Source organism: Microcoleus sp. AT3-D2, assembly GCF_036705715.1.
Classification (GTDB): domain Bacteria; phylum Cyanobacteriota; class Cyanobacteriia; order Cyanobacteriales; family Microcoleaceae; genus Microcoleus.
Genome location: NZ_JAUBVE010000102.1, coordinates 1 through 19,701, shown reverse-complemented (window position 1 = coordinate 19,701; position 19,701 = coordinate 1). Strand labels below are relative to the sequence as shown.

At 46.6% G+C, this 19,701-nt stretch carries 21 protein-coding genes; 8 read left to right on the top strand and 13 right to left on the bottom strand.

The genetic code is table 11. The annotated features are described in order from the left end of the window. Positions 1-347: 347 nt before the first annotated feature. From QUB44_RS27990 to patD, 7 genes are all read right to left on the bottom strand, one after another. Entirely contained in the window at positions 348-1,343 is a 996-nt protein-coding gene (locus QUB44_RS27990; RefSeq protein WP_333372616.1) for an AEC family transporter, read from the bottom strand. A 374-nt stretch (positions 1,344-1,717) separates the two neighbouring features. Beyond that, positions 1,718-1,924, bottom strand: a complete 207-nt coding sequence (locus tag QUB44_RS27985) for a glycogen debranching protein (protein WP_333038077.1) — start codon at positions 1,922-1,924, stop codon at positions 1,718-1,720. Between the two features lie 242 nt (positions 1,925-2,166). Next, complete coding sequence (locus QUB44_RS27980; RefSeq protein WP_333162004.1) at positions 2,167-2,658, bottom strand: GNAT family N-acetyltransferase; 492 nt, start codon at positions 2,656-2,658, stop codon at positions 2,167-2,169. 176 nt (positions 2,659-2,834) lie between these two features. After that, positions 2,835-3,908, bottom strand: a complete 1,074-nt coding sequence (locus QUB44_RS27975; protein WP_333372615.1) for an RNA polymerase sigma factor, RpoD/SigA family — start codon at positions 3,906-3,908, stop codon at positions 2,835-2,837. Between the two features lie 126 nt (positions 3,909-4,034). Then, positions 4,035-5,708, bottom strand: a complete 1,674-nt coding sequence (locus tag QUB44_RS27970; RefSeq protein WP_333372613.1) for an ABC transporter ATP-binding protein — start codon at positions 5,706-5,708, stop codon at positions 4,035-4,037. Between the two features lie 493 nt (positions 5,709-6,201). Then, positions 6,202-6,786, bottom strand: coding sequence for a zf-TFIIB domain-containing protein (locus QUB44_RS27965; RefSeq protein ID WP_333156811.1), 585 nt, complete (start codon positions 6,784-6,786; stop codon positions 6,202-6,204). A 45-nt stretch (positions 6,787-6,831) separates the two neighbouring features. Then, on the bottom strand, positions 6,832-7,230 hold the full coding sequence (gene patD, locus QUB44_RS27960; protein WP_333372611.1) for a heterocyst frequency control protein PatD: 399 nt from the start codon (positions 7,228-7,230) through the stop codon (positions 6,832-6,834). A 113-nt stretch (positions 7,231-7,343) separates the two neighbouring features. On the opposite strand from patD, the gene QUB44_RS27955 reads away from it, so the two are divergent. The 4 genes from QUB44_RS27955 (at position 7,344) to QUB44_RS27940 (ending at position 10,541) form a co-directional block, all read left to right on the top strand. Beyond that, positions 7,344-7,556: a hypothetical protein gene (locus QUB44_RS27955; RefSeq protein ID WP_333372609.1), complete on the top strand. Its 213-nt coding sequence runs from the start codon at positions 7,344-7,346 to the stop codon at positions 7,554-7,556. A gap of 137 nt (positions 7,557-7,693) precedes the next feature. Beyond that, positions 7,694-9,967, top strand: a complete 2,274-nt coding sequence (locus QUB44_RS27950) for a bifunctional (p)ppGpp synthetase/guanosine-3',5'-bis(diphosphate) 3'-pyrophosphohydrolase (RefSeq protein ID WP_333372607.1) — start codon at positions 7,694-7,696, stop codon at positions 9,965-9,967. Between the two features lie 15 nt (positions 9,968-9,982). Beyond that, the gene (locus QUB44_RS27945) at positions 9,983-10,300 is read left to right on the top strand and encodes a DUF6883 domain-containing protein (RefSeq protein WP_333101993.1); all 318 of its coding nucleotides are present in this window, start codon (positions 9,983-9,985) and stop codon (positions 10,298-10,300) included. A 16-nt stretch (positions 10,301-10,316) separates the two neighbouring features. Next, positions 10,317-10,541: a DUF4926 domain-containing protein gene (locus QUB44_RS27940; protein WP_242719868.1), complete on the top strand. Its 225-nt coding sequence runs from the start codon at positions 10,317-10,319 to the stop codon at positions 10,539-10,541. Positions 10,542-10,716: 175 nt separating this feature from the next. On the opposite strand, the gene QUB44_RS27935 is transcribed toward QUB44_RS27940, so the two are convergent. Continuing rightward, positions 10,717-11,622 (bottom strand): glycine betaine ABC transporter substrate-binding protein, encoded by a 906-nt coding sequence (locus QUB44_RS27935; protein WP_333372605.1) that lies wholly within the window; start codon positions 11,620-11,622, stop codon positions 10,717-10,719. Positions 11,623-11,800: 178 nt separating this feature from the next. Here QUB44_RS27935 and QUB44_RS27930 point away from each other — a divergent pair, with 178 nt between their 5' ends. Then, entirely contained in the window at positions 11,801-13,168 is a 1,368-nt protein-coding gene (locus QUB44_RS27930) for an aldehyde dehydrogenase (protein WP_333372603.1), read from the top strand. Between the two features lie 268 nt (positions 13,169-13,436). Beyond that, entirely contained in the window at positions 13,437-13,787 is a 351-nt protein-coding gene (locus QUB44_RS27925) for a 4a-hydroxytetrahydrobiopterin dehydratase (RefSeq protein WP_333372601.1), read from the top strand. A gap of 26 nt (positions 13,788-13,813) precedes the next feature. On the opposite strand, the gene QUB44_RS27920 is transcribed toward QUB44_RS27925, so the two are convergent. Further along, positions 13,814-14,548, bottom strand: coding sequence for a response regulator transcription factor (locus QUB44_RS27920; RefSeq protein WP_333372599.1), 735 nt, complete (start codon positions 14,546-14,548; stop codon positions 13,814-13,816). A gap of 595 nt (positions 14,549-15,143) precedes the next feature. On the opposite strand from QUB44_RS27920, the gene QUB44_RS27915 reads away from it, so the two are divergent. Continuing rightward, a complete protein-coding gene (locus QUB44_RS27915; protein ID WP_333101986.1) occupies positions 15,144-15,398 on the top strand; it encodes a DUF6761 family protein in 255 nt (84 codons plus the stop codon). Here QUB44_RS27915 and QUB44_RS27910 read toward each other — a convergent pair. From QUB44_RS27910 to QUB44_RS27895, 4 genes are all read right to left on the bottom strand, one after another. Next, positions 15,395-15,631, bottom strand: coding sequence for a hypothetical protein (locus tag QUB44_RS27910; RefSeq protein WP_333372597.1), 237 nt, complete (start codon positions 15,629-15,631; stop codon positions 15,395-15,397). The two genes, QUB44_RS27915 and QUB44_RS27910, sit on opposite strands and share 4 nt — an antisense overlap. A gap of 98 nt (positions 15,632-15,729) precedes the next feature. Then, on the bottom strand, positions 15,730-16,053 hold the full coding sequence (gene grxD / locus QUB44_RS27905) for a Grx4 family monothiol glutaredoxin (RefSeq protein WP_172192602.1): 324 nt from the start codon (positions 16,051-16,053) through the stop codon (positions 15,730-15,732). A gap of 201 nt (positions 16,054-16,254) precedes the next feature. Then, positions 16,255-16,515, bottom strand: a complete 261-nt coding sequence (locus QUB44_RS27900; protein ID WP_333228862.1) for a BolA family transcriptional regulator — start codon at positions 16,513-16,515, stop codon at positions 16,255-16,257. 42 nt (positions 16,516-16,557) lie between these two features. Further along, positions 16,558-17,181, bottom strand: coding sequence for a hypothetical protein (locus QUB44_RS27895; protein WP_333162028.1), 624 nt, complete (start codon positions 17,179-17,181; stop codon positions 16,558-16,560). Positions 17,182-17,558: 377 nt separating this feature from the next. Here QUB44_RS27895 and QUB44_RS27890 point away from each other — a divergent pair, with 377 nt between their 5' ends. Then, positions 17,559-19,652 carry a S8 family serine peptidase gene (locus QUB44_RS27890; RefSeq protein WP_333372594.1) on the top strand — a complete coding sequence of 698 codons (2,094 nt, stop codon included), beginning with the start codon at positions 17,559-17,561 and terminating at the stop codon, positions 19,650-19,652. The last annotated feature ends 49 nt before the right edge of the window (positions 19,653-19,701 follow it).

Genomic DNA, 19,701 nt, shown 5'->3' with positions numbered 1-19,701 from the left:
ATATTTATTTAACGATTTTACTAGCTTTTTCATTTTAACTCTTTTTTGACACATTCGCCAAAGTGAGATGCACCCCAGACAGATTATGTGCCAATACGGTTCACTTAACACTATTTATACCCCGGAGATCCCCCTAAATCCCCCGAAAGCAAGGGGGACTTTGAGAGCATTCTTGTCCTCCCCTTTTTAAGGGGGGTTAGAGGGGATCTGTCTTAAGTGAACCGTATTGGATTATGTGCATCAAAGACTATTTTTCCTTCTTCCCTCTTCCCTCTTCCCTCTTCCCTCTTCCTTCGATCAACTGTCAACTGTCAACTGTCAACTGTCAACTGTTAACTCAGCTAATATTAACTAAACCCAGCTAACCATAGCGGAAGCATCAACAGCAAACCGACGGAAGTGATGGCGATGCTGCTAGCTAACAAATCGCGATCGAGCTCGTATACTTCTGCTAAAATCAGCACGGAAAGAGCTGTGGGCGTTCCCGACATCAACACCAACACGAACCTCGGATCGCCACTCAATCCGAAATAACTAGCACCCAATCCGATCAGCACCGGCACAATTACCACTTTTAACAGCGACGGGATTAACGCCAGTTCAAAACTTTCCCATTTCTTAATAGACCTCAGCCGGATGCCAACCAGCAGCAAAGCACTGGCAATTACCACCCAAACAGCAGTCTGCAATCCCGATTCCACTGTATCGGGCAGGGGGATGTTTCTAGTATAAAAACCAATTAAAAATGCCCACAGAGCGGGAACTGTCAGCACGTCCCGGAGCTGAGTCCACCAGTGATTTTTTTGCTCGGAGTTCCCAAAATAGCTAGCAATAAATACACCGAAACCGTAGCTTCCGATCACATTATTAGTAACGCTGTACAAGACAGCCCAGTTGTTGTTATCGCTGCTGATGATAGACGGGGTGATTGCTAATCCAACAAAGCCCGTATTCCCTAACATCGCAGCTAGGAGAAAACTGCCTTGGCTCGATCGCTTCAGGGAATTAAAATTTAATAAAAATAAATTTACCAGAGAATTTTTGCCCTGAAAATAGGGCTTTTTGATGTGGGCCGCACTCAGCCTACGCAATAATACCCAAGTCAGCCAAGCAAAACTCATACTCAGAAATAACACGAATATGGCGATCGCCGGCGTGAATCCCACAGCACCCGAAAAATCGCTCTGACGGGCTAAAACTAGAATTTGCAGCGGTATCCCAATCCAGAAAAGAAAGTGGCTCAGCAGCTTGGGAAAATCAACTGGGATGTACCGAAATAGCAGCAGTCCTAAGCCCGTCCAGATCACGAGAGGCGTATAAGCGTGAAATAAGGTTTCAATCATAAAAATTTAACTAGACAATTGGAAATGCCTCTATCTATTAATAGTAATGCTAAAATCCGTTTAAGAAATGCGAATTGTCGTTAGCGGAGCCCTCGAAGAGGATCGGACTTGCACGCTTTTTCGTCCTAGCGTCTTCGCAGCACTGCAGTCCCGAAAATTTCCGCCCAAATTCCCGCACCTTCCAGGGCACAATCCTCAGACTGGCTGCCCCAAATGCTTGCAGCTTTTTGCCTTCAGATTCACAAAACCTCTGTTAATTTGACCAATGTGCGATCGACCTATCTTGCCTTTTCCAAACAGATGTCCCACGTTTTTATGCCGTTTCGCTCTAACGGAAATACGGCGACACTAAAGCTGCTAATGACTTGCACTCATTAATTCAATTTCAAAGCATTAACAGGCACCTCATCCCAAGAACTAACAGTCCGCAAGGTAGCAACCCAGCCCTGCTGTTTTTGCTCTGCCGTCAAATTCTTCTCAAAAGATTCGTGGCAATCCTTCGCTTGAGTTTCATCGCAACAAGCAATACAAGAATAAAGAATACCCGACGGATCGATTTGCTCGTTTACCCAAATAATCACGATCTACTCTCTCAATCAAAATCTACTGTTACTTAAATTTTCCTATATTTTTGCCAATTATCTACTCCGATTTACGCAACCATAGATTTGAGGCGGTACAGATTTGTTGTAAGGTGCTTGTGGCGCACCCTACAGATTCCTTGTAAGGTGCGCGGTACACACCTTGATTTCTTAGTCTCAAGCGAGAGGGACGAAAGTTTTTGTAGGATCGATTGCCATCGTCGAGTCTTATCGAGGGGTTTTTACACTTGTTTGGATGCCAAAGTTGCCAAAGACTCGCCCGCAACCCGGCAAATCCGCCAGTCTGGCATCACATCAGCACCGATACCCTTGTAAAATCCGATCGCCAATTCATTCCAATCCAAAACGCTCCATTCCAAACGCCCGCAGCCCCTTTCAACCGTCAACTGCGCTAAATAAACTATCAAAGACTTACCAATTCCCCGCCCTCGAAACTCAGGGATCACAAACAAATCTTCCAAATAAATTCCCGGCTGAGTCAAAAAAGTAGAATAATTGTAAAAAAACAGCGCCCAGCCGACAACTTGATTTTCGCACTCGGCTAAAATCGCTTCAGCAAAAGGTCGATCGCCAAACAAATGATGCTCCAAATCAACCGCATTGCCAGTAACGGCATGAGATAATTTTTCGTACTCAGCTAAAGCTTTAATCAAATCAAACAGCACCGGCACGTCGGCGCGGGTAGCTGGACGCAAAATTACCTCTGAAGACATAAATAAGTAAGTAGTACGCGACAATCAACAATTAAAAATACCACATCAAGACATTTTTAATTTGTAATTTTTACTTAAGTTTTTCCACTTTTAACAAGCATATTTACGGTGGCCTCGGAGTGCCACCCCACAATAATTTTAATATTTTTCAAAATGCCAACTCAATGTTTTTTAGTTTATTTCAACCAGCCCTTCAATCGTTCCGTCACTTGAGGGCGGCGCAGCTTTCGCATTGCCTTATTTTGAATTTGACGGACTCGTTCGCGGGACAAATTGAACAAACTGCTGACCTCTTCTAAAGTGTAAGGTTCGCCGGTCAGCAAACCGTAACGCATAGCAACAATCTCTTTTTCGCGCTCAGTCAAAATACTGTCCAACACCTCCAAAATATCTTGGCGCATCATCATCTCATTCATCTGAGCTTCGGGAGATTGCGTCGCGTTATCTTCGAGAACATCCAAAAGTTCCGAACTTTCTTCTGAGCCGATGCGGTGGTTGAGAGACAAAGATTGCCGGCGTACTTGCTGGAGGTAGCGAAGCTGTTCGCAAGTAACTTGCATTTCTCTAGCAAGTTCAGTTTCACTTGGATTGCGTTGAAGAGAACGCTTCAAATCTCGATAAACTTTTTTGAGTTTATTTAACTGTTCGACAATGTGAACAGGCAAGCGAATCGTCCGCCCTTGATTGGCAATTGTCCGGGTAATTCCTTGGCGAATCCACCAATAGGCATAGGTAGAAAACTTGTAACCCTTCTCAGGATCAAACTTTTCGGCTGCGCGATTCAAACCCAAAGCTCCTTCCTGAATTAAATCGAGAAAAGGCACGCCCCGATTAAGATAACGTTTGGCAATCGAAACTACCAAGCGCAAATTCGAGCTGATCATTTTCCGTTTCGCCGACTGACACTGGTGGCGAAGCTGTTGCAGTTGAGTTTCGCTTATCCCCAAAGCCGCAGCGAGTTCAGCTTTTGTCGGCACTCTGTCCAATTCCTGCTGCAAACGCTGTTCTAGTTCATCCAGGGCTACCAATTCTTGAACGCGACGCGCCAACTCTACTTCTTCGGCTGCTGTCAGTAGAGGATACCGAGCCATTTCCTTGAACAAGGCTCCCACTGGATCGTCGGCAGACCAGTTGTTGTATGCTGACGATCGAGTTACCGTCGGACGATCGATCTCGGTGTCTTCATCTTCTGCGATCGCGAATGAGGCGTCGGGTGCCACCGCAAAACTGCCTAGGTCAGATTCTGCCATATCGTGCTTGGTGTCGGTGGAAGGATTTGAAAAGTATCCCTTAACTTTAACCAATTTAACCCGAAATTTCCGAAATCCATCTAGAAGCCCGTGACAGAAATTAGATGGCCCCAATTTTATACCTTTCTATTGAGTTCGAGCCAGTAAAGGAGCTGCCTGCAATAATTGCTGAGTATAAGGGTGCTGCGGATTAGTAAAAATATCCCTAGTCTTACCGATTTCAACAATTTTGCCAGCATTCATTACCGCAATACGATCGCAAAAAAATCTCGCCACCCACAAATCGTGGGTAATAAACAGATAAGTCAAATTAAATTCCTGCTTCAACTCCAACATCAGCTCTAAAACTTGAGTCTGCACGCTGGCATCCAGCATACTCACAGGTTCGTCGCAAATTATCAGTTGCGGCCGAGTAATTAAAGCACGGGCGATCGAAACTCGCTGCTGTTGTCCTCCTGACAATTCCCCCGGATAGCGACGAAAGAAATCCTCCCCAGGACTTAAACCCACCCGCTCTAACATTTGGATTACTTGTTTTTTAGCTTCGCTGCCATTAGCTAATTTGTGAATAAACAAAGGGTCAGCAATACTTTGCCCGACAGTCATCATCGGATTCAGGCAAGCGTGGGGGTCTTGAAAGATCATTTGCATTTCGCGGCGGTGCTTCCTCACAGCATCGCGGTTCAGGGCAGTTATATCTATTCCTTGAAATTCCACTTTGCCGCCAGTCGCGGTAATTAGCTGCAAAATCGTGCGTGACAAGGTACTTTTTCCGCAGCCGGACTCCCCCACAAGCCCTAGGGTTTCTCCCCGTTGTAGCTCTAAACTAACGCCGTCTACTGCTTTAATTACCTGGCGATTCCTGGAAAACAACTGATCTAATAAATTGCTTTCTAAACTGTAGTGTTGCTGCAAATTCGTTACGGTCAAAAGAGGCGAATTTGTTGAGTTTGCAGGAACGACTTCAGTCCTGATTTCCTCGAATGCTAACCCTTTGCCAGAATCGGCTTGAATGTGCAAAGCTGCTTTGAGGAGCGATCGAGTATATTCGTGCTGGGGCTTTTCAAAAACGTTTTGCACCGGTCCTGTTTCTACGACTTTACCGCCGTACATCACCGCAATGCGATCGCAATACTCAGCCACCATCGCCAAATCGTGAGAAATCAACAAAATAGCCGTTCCCCGTTCCGCACAAAGTCTGGTTAATTCCTGCAAAATCTGGGCGGCGACAGTTACGTCCAAACTTGTAGTCGGTTCGTCGGCCACAATTAATTTGGGATCGAGCAAAAGAGCCAAAGCAATAGCTACTCTTTGCCGCATTCCGCCGCTAAATTCGTGGGGAAATTGCGACCAGCGAGACGCCGGAATTTTCACAGCTTCCAGAGTTTCGATCGCCCGTTTCTTAGCTTGCTTGCGATCCAAATTCGGTCTGTGAGCTTGCAAAGTCTCGATGCAGTGTTCCCCCACAGTCATCAAAGGATCGAGACGAGTCATCGGATCTTGAAAAATCAATGCCACAGCTTCGCCCCGAAACCGTCTCAACCGCGAAGCATTCATGTCAAACACCGACTCTCCAGCAAAACCAACTCGCCCCTCAATCAGCGTCGAATCCGGCAGCAACCGCATCGCCGCCCTTCCCAAAGTTGACTTACCGCACCCAGACTCCCCAACTAATCCGAGCTTTTCCCCCGGTTGCAGCGCCAGGGAAACCCCGTCAACGGCCCAACCGGATTGGCCCCGTCGCTGAGGATAAGCTACTCGCAGATTGTCAACGGAAAATAGAGAAGAGTCGTTAGTCATTAGTCCTTAGTCCTTAGTCCTTAGTCTGTTGTCTGTTGTCTGTTGACTGTTGTCTGTTGACTGTTGTCTGTTGACTGTTAAATTTTAACTGTTAACTGTTGTCTGTTGACTGTTAAATTTTAACTGTTAACTGTTGTCTGTTGTTATTTATTATTTATCCAATATACTGGCGGTTAGTTGTTATTTATTAGTGTTCTTTAGGACGTATGAGTTATTGGCAAGAAACCGATATGCTGTTTGTAAACACCAATAAAAATTGCTGCAACCAACAAAGATTTTATTACTACATCATTAACCGACCAACCGATTACTAACAACAGTCAACAGTTAAAAGTTAACAGTCAACAGTCAACAGTCAACAGTTTGTAAATACCAATAAAAATTGCTACAAGCAAAGATTTTATCACTACATCATTAACCGACCAACCGCTTACTAACAACAGTCAACAGTCAACCGTCAACAGTCAACTGTCAACTGACAACCATCAACTGACTAAATTTCCTTTCGCTTCAACTCAGCTCTCCGCAGTATGTAAGTAGCGGCACAATCTGCGTGAGGATGGTCTGCTAAAACTTCCGCGAGTTCCAACACATATCCGGCGATATCCGGCCCCAGCTTCTCAGTCAGCACTTGACGTTCCCGAGAGGCGAGTTCTTGCACGCGGGCCTTAGCTTGCCAATTCGGAGAAAACATCTTGTCAATCTCGGTGTGGAATCCCAGACTTTCGAGAATGTCCCACTCGCCGTTATCGCACCAAATGCCCCCGCACAACATACAGCGCTCTATGTAAAAGGGCACTCTGCTGAAAGGAACTTTCGCCCGCGACAGATAGTGACCGTCTTCGGGACACAGCGCTGCTTTGCTATCGTAGACAGACGGGGTGAATTCTATGCCGAGAGTCGCTGTCGCATCAGGCTTCTCGGATTTGTTGTACCACTGGCTTTGCTCTTTTTGCCAAGCTTCATATTCTCTGCCTGGAATCCAGATACCGTAACAGTTGGGACACCACTGCACCGACATACGGCCGGCTAAGGTACCGCCTTCTAAATTGGGATGTTTACATTTTGGACATTCCACCGCTTTATTTCTCCTTGCCTTATTAATTCCCTGTTAATTCAATTATTAATTCTGTATCTGGGCGGGCCCTGAAGAACCAGAATTTTTTTGCAGCAACGCTCCACAGTAGCCAATTAGCGTGTTAAGCCGCGCGATCGCCCCAGTTTGCCTCGCCTTTGCTGTCGCTGGCTGGCGCGACGCTTGCAAAAACGTGACATCTGTCCCCAATAACCGCAGTTGCTTGTGAATTTCCGTCAAATAGGACTGCTCTGGGGGTGTTTCTGAGGCGTCTAACTCATCGCTTTCGGCTCTCATAATTTGGTTTCCGAAAAATTGTTGCACTTTTCTGTATTCGATCGCCAGCGCGGCCCGATCCAGATTATCCTCTGCTGCAGTTCTTTGTAGTTGTTCTAGTGCTTGCTGTAATTCTTGGTAGCGCTGGCGGCGGTCTTCGGACAATATCATGATTTTGTAAACAAATTTGTATTTATAATCAAGGTAGATACTTACTTAAGTTTGCTCATATTGAGGGAAGCCGTGCGTTTTTGGAGCAATTCCCTGTTTTGTGAGAACTTTTTTTGATTTGTTTGCCTGGCTCTACCCTTCTGGCTGCTGCTTTTAGTTTAGCGTTGCCGGTAAATGCCGATCCCCCGCAACCTCAACTGTTACCGCCAAAATATGCTTATTTTACCCGATTTTCCCCGATCGACAGACTGCGGTGGCGGCAGTGGTGTCACTATATTTTCCTACCTCCGAGGGGGGGCGACTCGGAATTCGATAGGTATAGTTAACAGAAAAATCGACTATTTTTTTGAATTGCAAATTGTGGCATTCAATTAGTTTAGTATAGCTAAACACATAATTTCGGCAATTCAACCGAAAACCGGCTTTTAACCATTTGTATTTCTAAGTTTTAAAGGTGTACCCCATGAACGCGAACACTCTGACTCCCTCTCCTTCGATCGATCCTGCTGTAGTTCCCGATTGGCTGCAAGAATGCCTGAATACTCGATCGCAGCCTGATGGAGACCCTAACCCGAATTGCTCGACGGACGACAGCTTAATTTGTCGGGCCTTTGAATTTGCCCGCGACTTGCACCAAGGACAATACCGCAAATCGGGAGAACCTTACATTTGCCATCCGGTAGCTGTCGCTGGAATACTCCGGTATATGGGCGGCAACAACGTCATGATTGCCGCCGGCTTCCTCCACGACATTGTTGAAGATACAGATATTACTCTCGAAGAAATAGAACAGCGGTTCGGCGCCGAAGTACGACAGTTGGTTGAAGGTGTCACCAAGCTTTCTAAGTTTAATTTTTCCAGCAAAACAGAGCGCCTTGCGGAAAATTTCCGCCGAATGTTCCTAGCAATGGCTAAAGATATTCGCGTCATTGTCGTCAAACTGGCAGACAGGCTGCACAACATGAGGACTTTGGAGCATTTGTCCGAAGAAAAGCAGCGCAGTATTGCCCTAGAAACCCGAGATATTTTTGCTCCCCTAGCAAACCGTTTGGGTATCGGCCGCTTTAAGTGGGAATTGGAAGATTTAGCCTTTAAATACCTGGAACCCGAAGCTTACCGCGAAATTCAGGAATTGGTGGCGGTGAAGCGAGTCGATCGAGAAACTCAACTCGCAGAAGTCACCGATAGTTTGCGAGAAAGGCTTGACAATTTAGGCATTAAATGCTATGAAGTCAGCGGCCGTCCCAAACATTTGTACGGAATTTATGGGAAGATGCAGCGCCGCCAGAAAGGGTTTAACCAAGTGTACGATATTGCGGCAGTGCGGATCATAGTAGAAACCAATGATGACTGTTATCGGGCTTTGGCGATCGTCCACGATTCTTTCCGCCCGATTCCCGGCCGCTTTAAAGATTATATCGGTCTACCAAAAGCCAACCGCTACCAATCTTTGCACACCGGAGTAATCGGAACCAGCGGCCGCCCCATCGAAGTGCAAATTCGCACCGTAGCAATGCACCACATTGCAGAATACGGCATTGCCGCGCACTGGAAATACAAAGAAACTGGCGGTTCTAACACAACAGTCACCGGCGACGACGAAAAATTTACTTGGCTGCGGCAACTCCTAGAATGGCAAAGCGACCTCAAAGACGATCGCGAATATTTACAAAGCATTAAGGACAACTTATTCGACGAAGATATTTACGTTTTTACTCCTAACGGAGACGTGATTGCTCTCAATAGCGGATCAACTCCCGTAGATTTTGCTTACCGTATTCACACAGAAATTGGCAATCACTGCACCGGTGCGAGAGTCAACGGGCGAATGGTAACACTAGACAAGGTTTTAAAGAACGGCGATATTGTAGAAATCTTGACCCAAAAAAATGGTCATCCGAGTTCCGACTGGCTGAATTTTGTCAAGACAAACGGTGCCAAAAACCGAATTCGCCAGTGGTTGAAGCGATCGCACCGAGATGAAAATCTCGCCCGCGGGCGGGAATTGCTGGAAAAAGAATTAGGTAAAAATGGCTTAGAATCTTTGCTAAAATCTGAACCCATGCAATCGGTGGCTCAGCGCTGCAACTACCACAGCGTCGAGGATTTAATCGCCGGTTTAGGCTACGGCGAAGTGACTCTAAATCTCGTAGTAAATCGACTGCGAGATTTAGTAAAAGTGCAGCAAAAAATTGAAGCTGCTCCCGCAGGAACCCACGAAGTGCCCTTGCTAATACCTGCATCGACGGCACCGAAACCAGTACCGAGTTCGTCTCCGAGCAAATCACCGATCGCAGGTGTAGAGGGATTGCTCTACCATTTATCCGGCTGTTGTTGTCCGATTCCTGGGGAATCAATTATTGGAGTTGTGACTCGCACTCGCGGAATTTCGATTCACCGACAAGGATGTTCAAATGTTGAGAACGTGCCTGGGGATCGCTTGGTTCCTGTGAGTTGGAATTCCAGCAACCGCAATGAATCTCGACCCAACACTTACCCGGTTAACATTCAAATTGAAGCCCTCGATCGAGTGGGAGTTCTCAATGATGTTTTATCACATTTGAAGGACAACCAAGTAAACGTCCGCAGCGCTCAAGTCAAAACATATCCCGGATTGCCTGCATTAATTGACTTGTGCATGGATATCCAGGATAAACAACAGTTCGAGCGCACTTGTATGCAAATTAAAAAGATGAGCGATATTTTGAATTTGCGGAGGCTGAGCGAAGGGACTTAACAGGAAATTCTTCCTATGGCAAAACTCAGCCTTAACTCGGTTATTCCTTCAGCAAAGCTGACCAACTATTTATTAATCCGGCTTCCTAAAGACGACAAATCTCAGTTTCTCGATCGAGGTGGTTACAGCATAGAAAACTGGCAACAGCTCGATCGAGATTTAAGAAGCCAGATACTTCCTCTGGAAGCGGAGCAAATGGAAAACACCAGATACGGTCAAAAGTACATGATTAAAGGCAGTTTAACAGGTCCAAACGGTACGATTTTACAAGTTAAAACCGTTTGGATCGTTACTCCATCCGAAACCAGATTTGTTACATTAGTTCCTGATTGACAAGAGGTTAAACCCCATGAAATTTGAACTGTTTTCACAGGTAGCATTGCGAGAAGATATTCCTAAGTATGGCCTAAAAAAAGGTGATACAGCAACTATCGTTGAACACTACCAGATGCCGGAAGGTGAAGAAGATGGTTATAGCTTAGAGGGTTTTAATATCGAAGCAATTACAGTTGAAGTTGCCGAGTCCCAGATTGAAGCAATAAAAGCTCCTGTTTTGCAGCTTGGAAAATATTGATTACCCTTCGCCTTCCACCAGCCTCCGATGAGAGCGATTCATCTTGCGAAGCAAAACTTGTTTTTCTTCAGAGAGATATGCTTTGCAAGCAGCATTAATTTTTTATAACAGTTGTTGATTTTCGCGACTGCGGATAAATTCTTCAATGACTATTTTAATCATATTTTGGCGGAGTTTAAGGCTTTGCATCGCCCAACTTTTGCTGCAAAAACTCCTGGGCTACTTGTCCAGCTTCCTGTTGTTTCTTATCAACTTGATAATTGAGTCGTCGCATATCTTCCTCGGAGATTTTGCCGCCCAATTCTGCGAGCACTTGACGCAATTCCGGGTATTTCTCCAAAATTTGCGATCGCACCACCGGAACTGCTTCGTAGGGCGGGAAATAGTTTTTGTCATCTGTGAGAACTACTAAACCTAAACTTTGAATCAAACCGTCCGTCGTATTACCAGCAATCACATCTACTTCTTTTTGTTGCAGCGCTTGATAAAGCAATCCTAACAGCAATTCCTTCGGTTGTTCTCGAAATTTAATCCCGTAAGTTTTAGCCAATCCGGGAAACCCATCTTCTCTCTCGTTAAATTCTGGGCCAAAACCAGCCCGGAGGTTAGGTGCAGCTTTCCCAAGTTGCGAGAGAGTTTGTAAATTTAGTTTTTTGGCATCGTTTCCCCGCACAATAATCGCAAAACTGTTATTAAATCCCAGTGGTTCCGTCCATTCTGCTTTAAACTGTTTGGGATATTCTTGTTTGAGGTAATCGAGGACTTTTTTGGGGTCAGAAATCTGTTTTTGTTTGAGCAGGTTGGCGTAAGCAGTACCCGTGTATTCGACGTACAAATCGATTTTACCTGCCGTTAGGGATTGATGGCAAAGCGAACCTCCGAGATTCTGTTCTCGTTCTACTTTGATATCTGTTGTTGCTTCGATGTGCTGTGCTAAAATTTCTGTGAGGATGACTTGTTCGGTAAAGTCTTTCGAGCAGATGACAACTTGCTTTTCGGGCTTAGAGGTACATCCTGCTACTGCAAGCAAGCAAAGCAGCCAGCAGGAATAGAAAAAAAAATCGTTCTTAGATATTTTCATCAGCGAACTCCATTGTCATTTCCACAATTATTAGCTTCTAATTTATAGCATTTCTAAATGATTTGTAAAGGCAAGACCCCCGACTTGTTCAATAAGTCGGGACTCTAACACCGATCGCACTTTACCCAAGTTCCGTTTTCCTGTTGTAACATTTATTGATAGACATGGAGGACTAAATATGGTAATCAGAGTCAGCGATATTATCCAGCAGCAGCGGCAATTTTTTGCGACTGGGAAAACTAAGGATGTGGATTTTCGGATCGAACAACTCAAGAAGCTCAAAAGTGCGATCGTTTCCAATCAATCACGGATTGTGGATGCTGTCAAGGCAGATTTGAACAGGCCGGAGTATGAGGCTTATTTTGAAATTGCTGCGATCGCAGAAGTTAATTATGCCATCAAAAACGTTAAATCGTGGGCAAAGCCGAAAAAAGTGCCTACTTCGATCGATCAATTCCCAGCATCGGCCCGCATTTACCCAGAACCTTTGGGCGTAGTTTTAATCATCGGGCCTTGGAATTACCCATTTCAGCTAATGATATCACCGTTGGTCGGGGCGATCGCCGCCGGCAACTGCGCCATCCTCAAACCTTCAGAAATCGCCTCACACACGTCGGCAGTTGTCGCCGACATGATTACCAAAACCTTCGATCCCGCCTACGTAGCCGCCGTCGAAGGAGGAGTCGAAATCAGCCAACAATTATTAGCCGAAAAATTCGACCACATCTTCTTTACAGGCGGCACAAAAATCGGTAGAATAGTCATGGAAGCCGCCGCCAAACACCTAACACCCGTCACATTAGAATTAGGCGGCAAAACTCCTTGCATTGTAGACTCAGATATTCAAGTTGAATACACTGCTAAACGCATTGCGTGGGGCAAATTCATCAATGCCGGTCAAACTTGTATCGCTCCCGATTACCTGTTAGTTGATAAAAAAGTTAAACCCGATTTGATGCAGGCAATTAAAACAGCAATTCACGGATTTTACGGCGACGATCCGCAGAAAAGTCCCGACTATTCCCGAATTATCAATCAGCATCATTTAGGACGTTTGGCAGAGTTTATCAAAGACGGAGAAATTGTCGTCGGCGGTCAAACAAACCCCGAAGATAAATATATTGCACCCACGGTGATCGACAAGGTTTCCTGGGATGCGCCTGTGATGAAGGATGAGATTTTTGGGCCGATTTTGCCAGTTTTGGAGTATGATGATTTAGGGGAGGCGATCGCCCAAATCAACGCCCGTCCCAAACCCCTAGCTTTGTATTTGTTCTCGAAGGATAAAGAGAAACAAGAGCGAGTTTTGCGGGAAACTTCTTCCGGGGGAGTTTGCATAAACGACACAGTTATGCAAGTCGGAGTAACAAGTTTACCTTTTGGCGGAGTTGGCGACAGCGGCATCGGCACCTATCACGGCAAAGCAAGTTTTGACACTTTTTCGCATCAAAAAAGCGTGCTGCAAAAGTCATTTTTACTTGACTTAAAATGGCGGTACGCTCCCTATCTAGGTAAGCTGGATTTGATTAAGAAAGTTATCGGTTGAGCGATCGCACTTGGAGGGGCGGGTTCACCAACATTTACAATATCAGCAAGATAGCAAAATCAACCCGCCCCTTCCTGATATTATCGGTTAAGCGATTCCACGGTGAACGATTATTTCCATAAATTTTAAATGATTGCTCATCAATTTTTTGAAAGATTTCGATCACACTCTCTACGTCACTCGTAAATGACAGTTGCCCCATCCCAAATAATTCACATTAGAAAATGTCTATAATATCTTTTAGCATCTTCTCGCTAACAAGCAATTTATGGAACCTTTAGCAAAAGAACACTGTGCCGCCTGCCGCCCAAACTCTCCCCGCGTCACAGCTTACGAAATTGTCCAGCTAAAACCTCAAATTCCCGACTGGAATTTCATCGAAAAAAATGGCATTCCCCAGTTAGAACGTACCTACAAATTCCCTGATTTCAAAAGTGCGATCGCCTTTACAAATAGCGTCGGCGAAGCAGCAGAAACCGAAGGACATCACCCTGCACTGTTAACCGAGTGGGGAAAAGTGACCGTTACTTGGTGGACTCACGCGATTTCTGGACTACATCGCAATGATTTTATTATGGCAGCGAAAACAGATGCGATCGCCAATCAATTCTCAAAATAAAATCCGACTTATAGCCCGATCGTACTCTAAGAACTCACAGCTCCGGGTACCAGGGGAGAATGCCGTTGATTCCCATTCAACAACTCCAGATTGAGTCGGTAGCCGACATTCCGTACAGTTTGAATCAGGCTCGGCTGTCGCGGGTCGATTTCGATTTTTTTACGCAGAGAGAGTACGTGAGTGTCGATCGTCCGGGGGTTATCAATAGCATCGGGCCAGGCCCTCCGCAGCAAATCCGATCGCGACAGCGGCACTCCTCCAGCTTGAGCTAGCACGTACAGCAAGCTAAATTCCTGGGGAGTCAGCTCAATATGTTCGTCGTACAACCTCACTCGGCGCTGCACCAAATCAATTTTCAGCAGCCCGCACTCCAGCGTCGCCGGCGGTATCATCGTGCGGTTACGGCGCATCAGAGCTTCCACCCTCGCCATAAACTCTTGCATCCCAAAGGGTTTAGTCAGGTAATCGTCTGCCCCGGCCTTCAAACCTTCAACAATATCCGATTCCGAATTCCGCGCCGACAGCATCAAAATCAGCGACTGCTGCTGCTGTTGCAGCCAGTTGCAAAATTCCAAACCGTCCCCATCGGGCAATTGGGCATCCAGAATGACTAGGGTTGGCTGGCGGCTGAAAAATATTTCCCTAGCGTGACTGATATCCGCTGACTGGTGCACCCAGTGACCGACTTGCTGTAGATGCCAGCCCAAGAGCGATCGCAGGTGCGGATTCCCTTCAACAATTGAAATACTTGCAGATTCCACAGAGGCGAGCTTCCCATATCACTAATTGCTACAAGGTTAACAGAGCTTTTGTCAAGCTTTTGTAACCATCGCTACTCAAGCATTAGCTGCGTTTAAAGCAGCGGACACACCCAGGGTAGGAATTTTAAATATTTGGTTAATTTGGGAGGGTCAGCCTGCAGAAAGGTTAAATCATTCTGGCGGTAAGCTTACAATGAAAATAAGACAGTGTAAAGCCGATCGATCCCATGCCCCAACCGCCTGCCAAAAGCGATCCCCCCGACCCAGCCCCCACTCCCAGGAGGTTGACAAATCGCGCAAGTGAAACTAGAATTCCTCCAACCGTTCGCTCGGTAGCCGGAACACTCAGCCACTTTGACCGTCAAATTCAGCCACATCCCGACTCTATTAAACGCACAGCGAATTATCTAGGTGCGCGCCAAAAGTCGAGCAACTGCATTGCAACGAGTGAAATTTTTTATGGAGGGTAGCCTGTTGAGCAGGGTAAAAACTTTTATTTAGAAATAGCCCCAAGCTGAGCCACTCAGCCTCAATCGAGGCCATTCCTAAATCCCGCCGTCATTATACAAACCACAAAGGATTTCAAACTCACACTATGCTACAAGACACCCAAACAATCCGGCACTACCAAAAACTCACCGACGCCCTCGTCGAAATGTGGAATAGAGGTTATCGCTTTGATGACCTGCGGCTTTACTTAGACGGCTATTTAGCAGCCCTGCGACATTCCAACAGTTTGGAGCCCTATCTGATTCACAGACTAGAGGAAGAAGCAGCGCGTTACATTCACGACCCCTCCAATTTTGCAATGCCACAGACACAGACACAGGCTGAATCAGACTACTATTAAATAGCAAATTCGGTTTGATAAACCCTTGATGAATTGGGAATTGGGAATTGGGAATTGGGAATTGGGAATTGGGAATTGGGAATTGGGAATCGGGAATCGGGAACTTGTACTGCCCTTAAATGGTTCCCTTGCTCGGCCAGGGAACCGATGTCCAGAGGCTCGGCCTCGCTTTCGGAGCCTAAAACTTGGATGCCGAGCCGACCGTATTGGGTTCCCCGGCTCTGCCTGGACATAAGTAATTAAGTAAATTAACTTAATTCAACGTAAAACCCGATTGCTGTTATTTCCCCGACTTCTTAAAGAAGTCGGGGATATGTTTTTTCTGTCTAATTTAAGAAGCCAAAGCCACTTCTACAACTTCTTGCAATTCGCCCTTTTGATACATCTCGATCATAATATCCGAGCCGCCAATAAACTCGCCGTTGATATAGACTTGGGGAATAGTCGGCCATTGGGAATACTCTTTAACGCCTTGACGAATTTCCTGGTCTGCCAAAACATCAACAGTTTCGTAAGGCACTCCCAAAGTATTGAGAATTTGCACCACAGTATTAGAAAAACCACACTGGGGCATTAACTTATTGCCCTTCATAAACACCATGATTTTGTTTTGCTTAACCAACTCGTCAATTCTTTCATGTGCTGCTGTAGTCATGGTAGCTCCTAATATTGTTTGAAAATTTTTAAACGTTGACTGACGCAGAAACCGGGTTTTTTAGGACAATCTTTCGTTACAGCCATAGATTCCGGTTAAAAAACCCGGTTTCTTTGGTTTTTGTGCGTAAGTGCAGCAGTTGTATTTCAAGCAACTATTGACAGAAGCACAAACTTGTGATAGCTAATTGCCGCTCAACAATTAAGCAGCTTGACTTTTCGCTTCCCATTCTGCGGGAGTTAAGGTTTCCAAGCCCAAAGCGTGGATGGCTTCACTAGCCATTGCCTGTTTGAGAGCGCCGTAGACCAGTTGGTGCTGCTGTACTCGGCTTTTTCCTTCAAAGGCTGCTGAGACGACTCTCGCCTGGTAGTGGTCACCGCCACCAGTCAAATCCTCAACTTGTATTTTAGCGTCGGGCAACCCTGCCTTAATCATTTCTGCTACTTGAGACGGTGTAACCATTGGTTTCTCTGATAAACGGCTGTAATTTAGATTTTAGTGGAACTATTTTGTCGATGAGCTCGGTTGAGTGCTGGCAGGCCGGGGAAAGGGCGAATCCACAAAACCCAATTCCAGTAACTGCTGGTAAGCTTTCTTGCCCAAGTCGCGAGTTGGCTGCTGCGATCGAATAATCTGAATCAGCAGGGGCACAGCCAGTTCGGGCTTATTTTGCGCCCGGTGTACCAACGCCAGCCGATAGGTAGCTTCGTCGCGCATTTGGGCCGTTTCTACAGCTTTGGTGCGGTGGCTTTCGGCCAAGCGGATGTCAATTCCGGCAAAACTGCTACCCAGTTGTTGGTAGAAGTTGGACAGTTGATTGAAAATTTGGCGGGATTCTTGGAGTTTTTGAGTAGCCAGTGCGTAATTCTGAGAGGAAATAGCACTGCTGGCTTCTGTCATCAAACGCTGGCCTCCTTGGACGCTCAGCAGACTGCTGTCTTGCGTCAGAGGGCGAAGATTGTTGGGGTCTGTGGGGTCGTCGGCGGGATCGACTTGCTGTTGGTTCTCTGGCCCCGAAGGTTGTTGTGCTTGGACTTGGAGCGGTTGCAACAGGGTAAAAGCTGCGATCGCCCCGATCGTAATCCGGGCAGTGGAGCGAAGCCAACAAACAGTTCCAGAGTATACCATGAAATTACTTTGCGCCTATGCGCTTTAAAAAAATATTTAGCTTGAGCCGATCTTACCATTGGCGATCGCAACCGGCTAAGTGTAAACCAAATTTGTTGAAATGTCAAAGGGTGCGATCGGGAGAAAAGCTCAAAACGAGTTTTCTGTGAGGTGGTTTATCGGAAAAACACCCAGCCATCGAATAAAAATCGCCGGTTGAAACCGATCCTACACAAACTTTGGTCTCTCTCGCTTGAGACTAATGGAGTTAGTAAGGTGCTTATGACGAGCCCTACCGCTGTTAGTTACAGTTTCAAACCCCTCATGGTGAAAACATCCCTGACAGCTTATAAATATGTTTGATAAATCTACATCAAAATCAAACAGGAACATTTCTGATGGTACAACCAAGCAAACCCACCTCCGACACTCTCCAAAATTATCAAGGAATCGGAGTCCCAGATGAAAGTCTGGCAGTGATTTTGCAGCGTGGCGGCGACGAATTGCTGCTGTCAAAAGCGGACGATCGCTTTACAGTCCGCCCCTCATCAACAGCATCAGCCTCAAACGATTGGGCTGCAACAACTGGGGCAAAACTCAACCGTCGCGTCGGCCAAAGCAATCTGGAAGAATATCTCGTTGCACCCGATCGCCTAGAAGCAGCAATGCAAACAGCCCGCGCCAGCGATGCTGTAGCTTTTGCCAGCCACGTCTATTGCCCCGCGAACAATCCCAGTACATTCTTTTATTTAACCGACCAAATTACGATTCAATTTGGCGAACAAGTAGATGAACAATCGCGAAAGGCGATCGCCAATGCAGCAGCTTTAAAAATAGTCCGGCCAGTAGAAGGAATTCCCAACACTTTCGTCTGCGAAGTCACCAAACAAGCAACAGAAAACCCGGTCAAAATTGCCAACCGCCTGACAAGATATCCAGAAGTTCTGGTAGCTGAACCCAACATTGTAGTAGAGACGCAGCAGCATTATACGCCCCGCGATCCGCTTTATCCCAAACAGTGGTATCTAAACAACAAAGGCGGCAACGAACTTGTCGGCGGTGCTCAAATTTATGCAGAACCAGCTTGGAACCTGACTCGCGGAGTTCGATCGATCGTAATTGCCATCGCCGACGATTCAGTTGACATCACCCACCCAGATTTTCAAGGCCAAGGCAAAATCGTCTCACCCATCGATTTCAAAGACGGCGACACTTCCCCGATGCCAGTCGCCGACTCAGACAACCACGGCACAAGTTGTGCCGGCGTCGCCGTTGCTGAAGAAAACGGCAAAGGCATTGTCGGCGTCGCCCCCGGATGCGCCCTGATGCCCATCCGTACCAGTGGTTTTCTCGATGACAATTCTGTCGAAAAAATATTTAATTGGGCGATCGAAAAAGGTGCCGCCGTCATTTCTTGCAGTTGGGGGCCTGCTGCAGTTAACTATCCCCTTTCCCTGCGGCAGAGTGCCGTTATCACCAAAGCAGCAACCCAAGGGCGAGGCGGCAGAGGCTGCGTCATTCTGTTCGCTGCGGGGAATGCCAACCGCCCAGTCAACGGTACTGTTAACGAGAAAGGCTGGCCCAACAACGTCGTGGAGGGTCAAACTAGATGGCTAAACGGATTTGCCGTTCACCCCGACGTAATTGCCGTCAGCGCTTCCACTTCCCTCAACAAAAAAGCAGCTTACAGCAATTGGGGCAGCAGCATCTCGGTTTGCGCCCCCAGCAACAACGCACCGCCGGGAACTTGGTTGCCAGAAACCGGATTTATCGGCACGCCGCCGCAGGTGACGCAGTATTTGCCGGGTTTGGGGGTGTTTACTGCCGATCGAGTCGGGAATCAGGGATACGACTGGGGGGACTATACTGATACTTTTGGCGGTACTTCCAGCGCCACTCCAGTAGTGGCTGGGGTTGCAGGGTTGATACTTTCGGCTAACCCCCGTTTGACGGCGCGGGAGGTGCGGGGAATTCTCGAACAAACTGCTGAGAAAATTGTCGATCCCGATCCCGATCCGCAGTTGGGCAATCGCATGGGAAATTACGATTCTAACAACGGTCGCAGCGATTGGTTTGGTTACGGGAAAGTGAATGCTTTTAAAGCTGTGCAAGGTGCGGTGAGAAAGGGCGGCGGCAATCCGAATATCGGGGGTGCAGTGTTCAGCGATATTACTGGACATTGGGCACAGAAGTTTATTGAAGCTTTGGCTGCGGCGAATATAATTAGCGGTTTTCCTGACGGTTCTTTTAGACCTGATGACAGTTTAAACCGTGCTCAATATGCGGCGCTGTTGGTGAGTGCGTTTAGTCCGATTCCGAGGGTGCCGGCTACAAATTTTATTGATGTTTCTGCTAGTTTTTGGGCGAGAAGTGCGATCGAACGGGCAAATCGGGGGGGCTTTTTGGCGGGGTTTCCGGGGTTGAAGTTCGGCCCGAATCAGAATTTAACTAAGGCTGATGCGATCGCAGGGCTATTTCGTTCTAGACAGTAGGCAGGGTTTAGGTTTAGAGTTTAGAAGTCGGATTCACCCTAACTTATGA

Excerpts from the sequence above, each read along its gene's own strand:
- grxD (WP_172192602.1), bottom strand. The coding sequence starts at position 16,053 with ATGACTACAGCAGCACATGAAAGAATTGACGAGTTGGTTAAGCAAAAC.
- QUB44_RS27910 (WP_333372597.1), bottom strand. The coding sequence starts at position 15,631 with ATGTCCAGGCAGAGCCGGGGAACCCAATACGGTCGGCTCGGCATCCAA.
- QUB44_RS27925 (WP_333372601.1), top strand. The coding sequence starts at position 13,437 with ATGGAACCTTTAGCAAAAGAACACTGTGCCGCCTGCCGCCCAAACTCT.
- QUB44_RS27930 (WP_333372603.1), top strand. The coding sequence starts at position 11,801 with ATGGTAATCAGAGTCAGCGATATTATCCAGCAGCAGCGGCAATTTTTT.
- QUB44_RS27975 (WP_333372615.1), bottom strand. The coding sequence starts at position 3,908 with ATGGCAGAATCTGACCTAGGCAGTTTTGCGGTGGCACCCGACGCCTCA.
- QUB44_RS27970 (WP_333372613.1), bottom strand. The coding sequence starts at position 5,708 with ATGACTAACGACTCTTCTCTATTTTCCGTTGACAATCTGCGAGTAGCT.
- QUB44_RS27900 (WP_333228862.1), bottom strand. The coding sequence starts at position 16,515 with ATGGTTACACCGTCTCAAGTAGCAGAAATGATTAAGGCAGGGTTGCCC.
- QUB44_RS27935 (WP_333372605.1), bottom strand. The coding sequence starts at position 11,622 with ATGAAAATATCTAAGAACGATTTTTTTTTCTATTCCTGCTGGCTGCTT.
- QUB44_RS27990 (WP_333372616.1), bottom strand. The coding sequence starts at position 1,343 with ATGATTGAAACCTTATTTCACGCTTATACGCCTCTCGTGATCTGGACG.
- QUB44_RS27950 (WP_333372607.1), top strand. The coding sequence starts at position 7,694 with ATGAACGCGAACACTCTGACTCCCTCTCCTTCGATCGATCCTGCTGTA.
- QUB44_RS27915 (WP_333101986.1), top strand. The coding sequence starts at position 15,144 with ATGCTACAAGACACCCAAACAATCCGGCACTACCAAAAACTCACCGAC.
- QUB44_RS27980 (WP_333162004.1), bottom strand. The coding sequence starts at position 2,658 with ATGTCTTCAGAGGTAATTTTGCGTCCAGCTACCCGCGCCGACGTGCCG.
- QUB44_RS27945 (WP_333101993.1), top strand. The coding sequence starts at position 9,983 with ATGGCAAAACTCAGCCTTAACTCGGTTATTCCTTCAGCAAAGCTGACC.
- QUB44_RS27895 (WP_333162028.1), bottom strand. The coding sequence starts at position 17,181 with ATGGTATACTCTGGAACTGTTTGTTGGCTTCGCTCCACTGCCCGGATT.
- QUB44_RS27890 (WP_333372594.1), top strand. The coding sequence starts at position 17,559 with ATGGTACAACCAAGCAAACCCACCTCCGACACTCTCCAAAATTATCAA.
- patD (WP_333372611.1), bottom strand. The coding sequence starts at position 7,230 with ATGATATTGTCCGAAGACCGCCGCCAGCGCTACCAAGAATTACAGCAA.
- QUB44_RS27940 (WP_242719868.1), top strand. The coding sequence starts at position 10,317 with ATGAAATTTGAACTGTTTTCACAGGTAGCATTGCGAGAAGATATTCCT.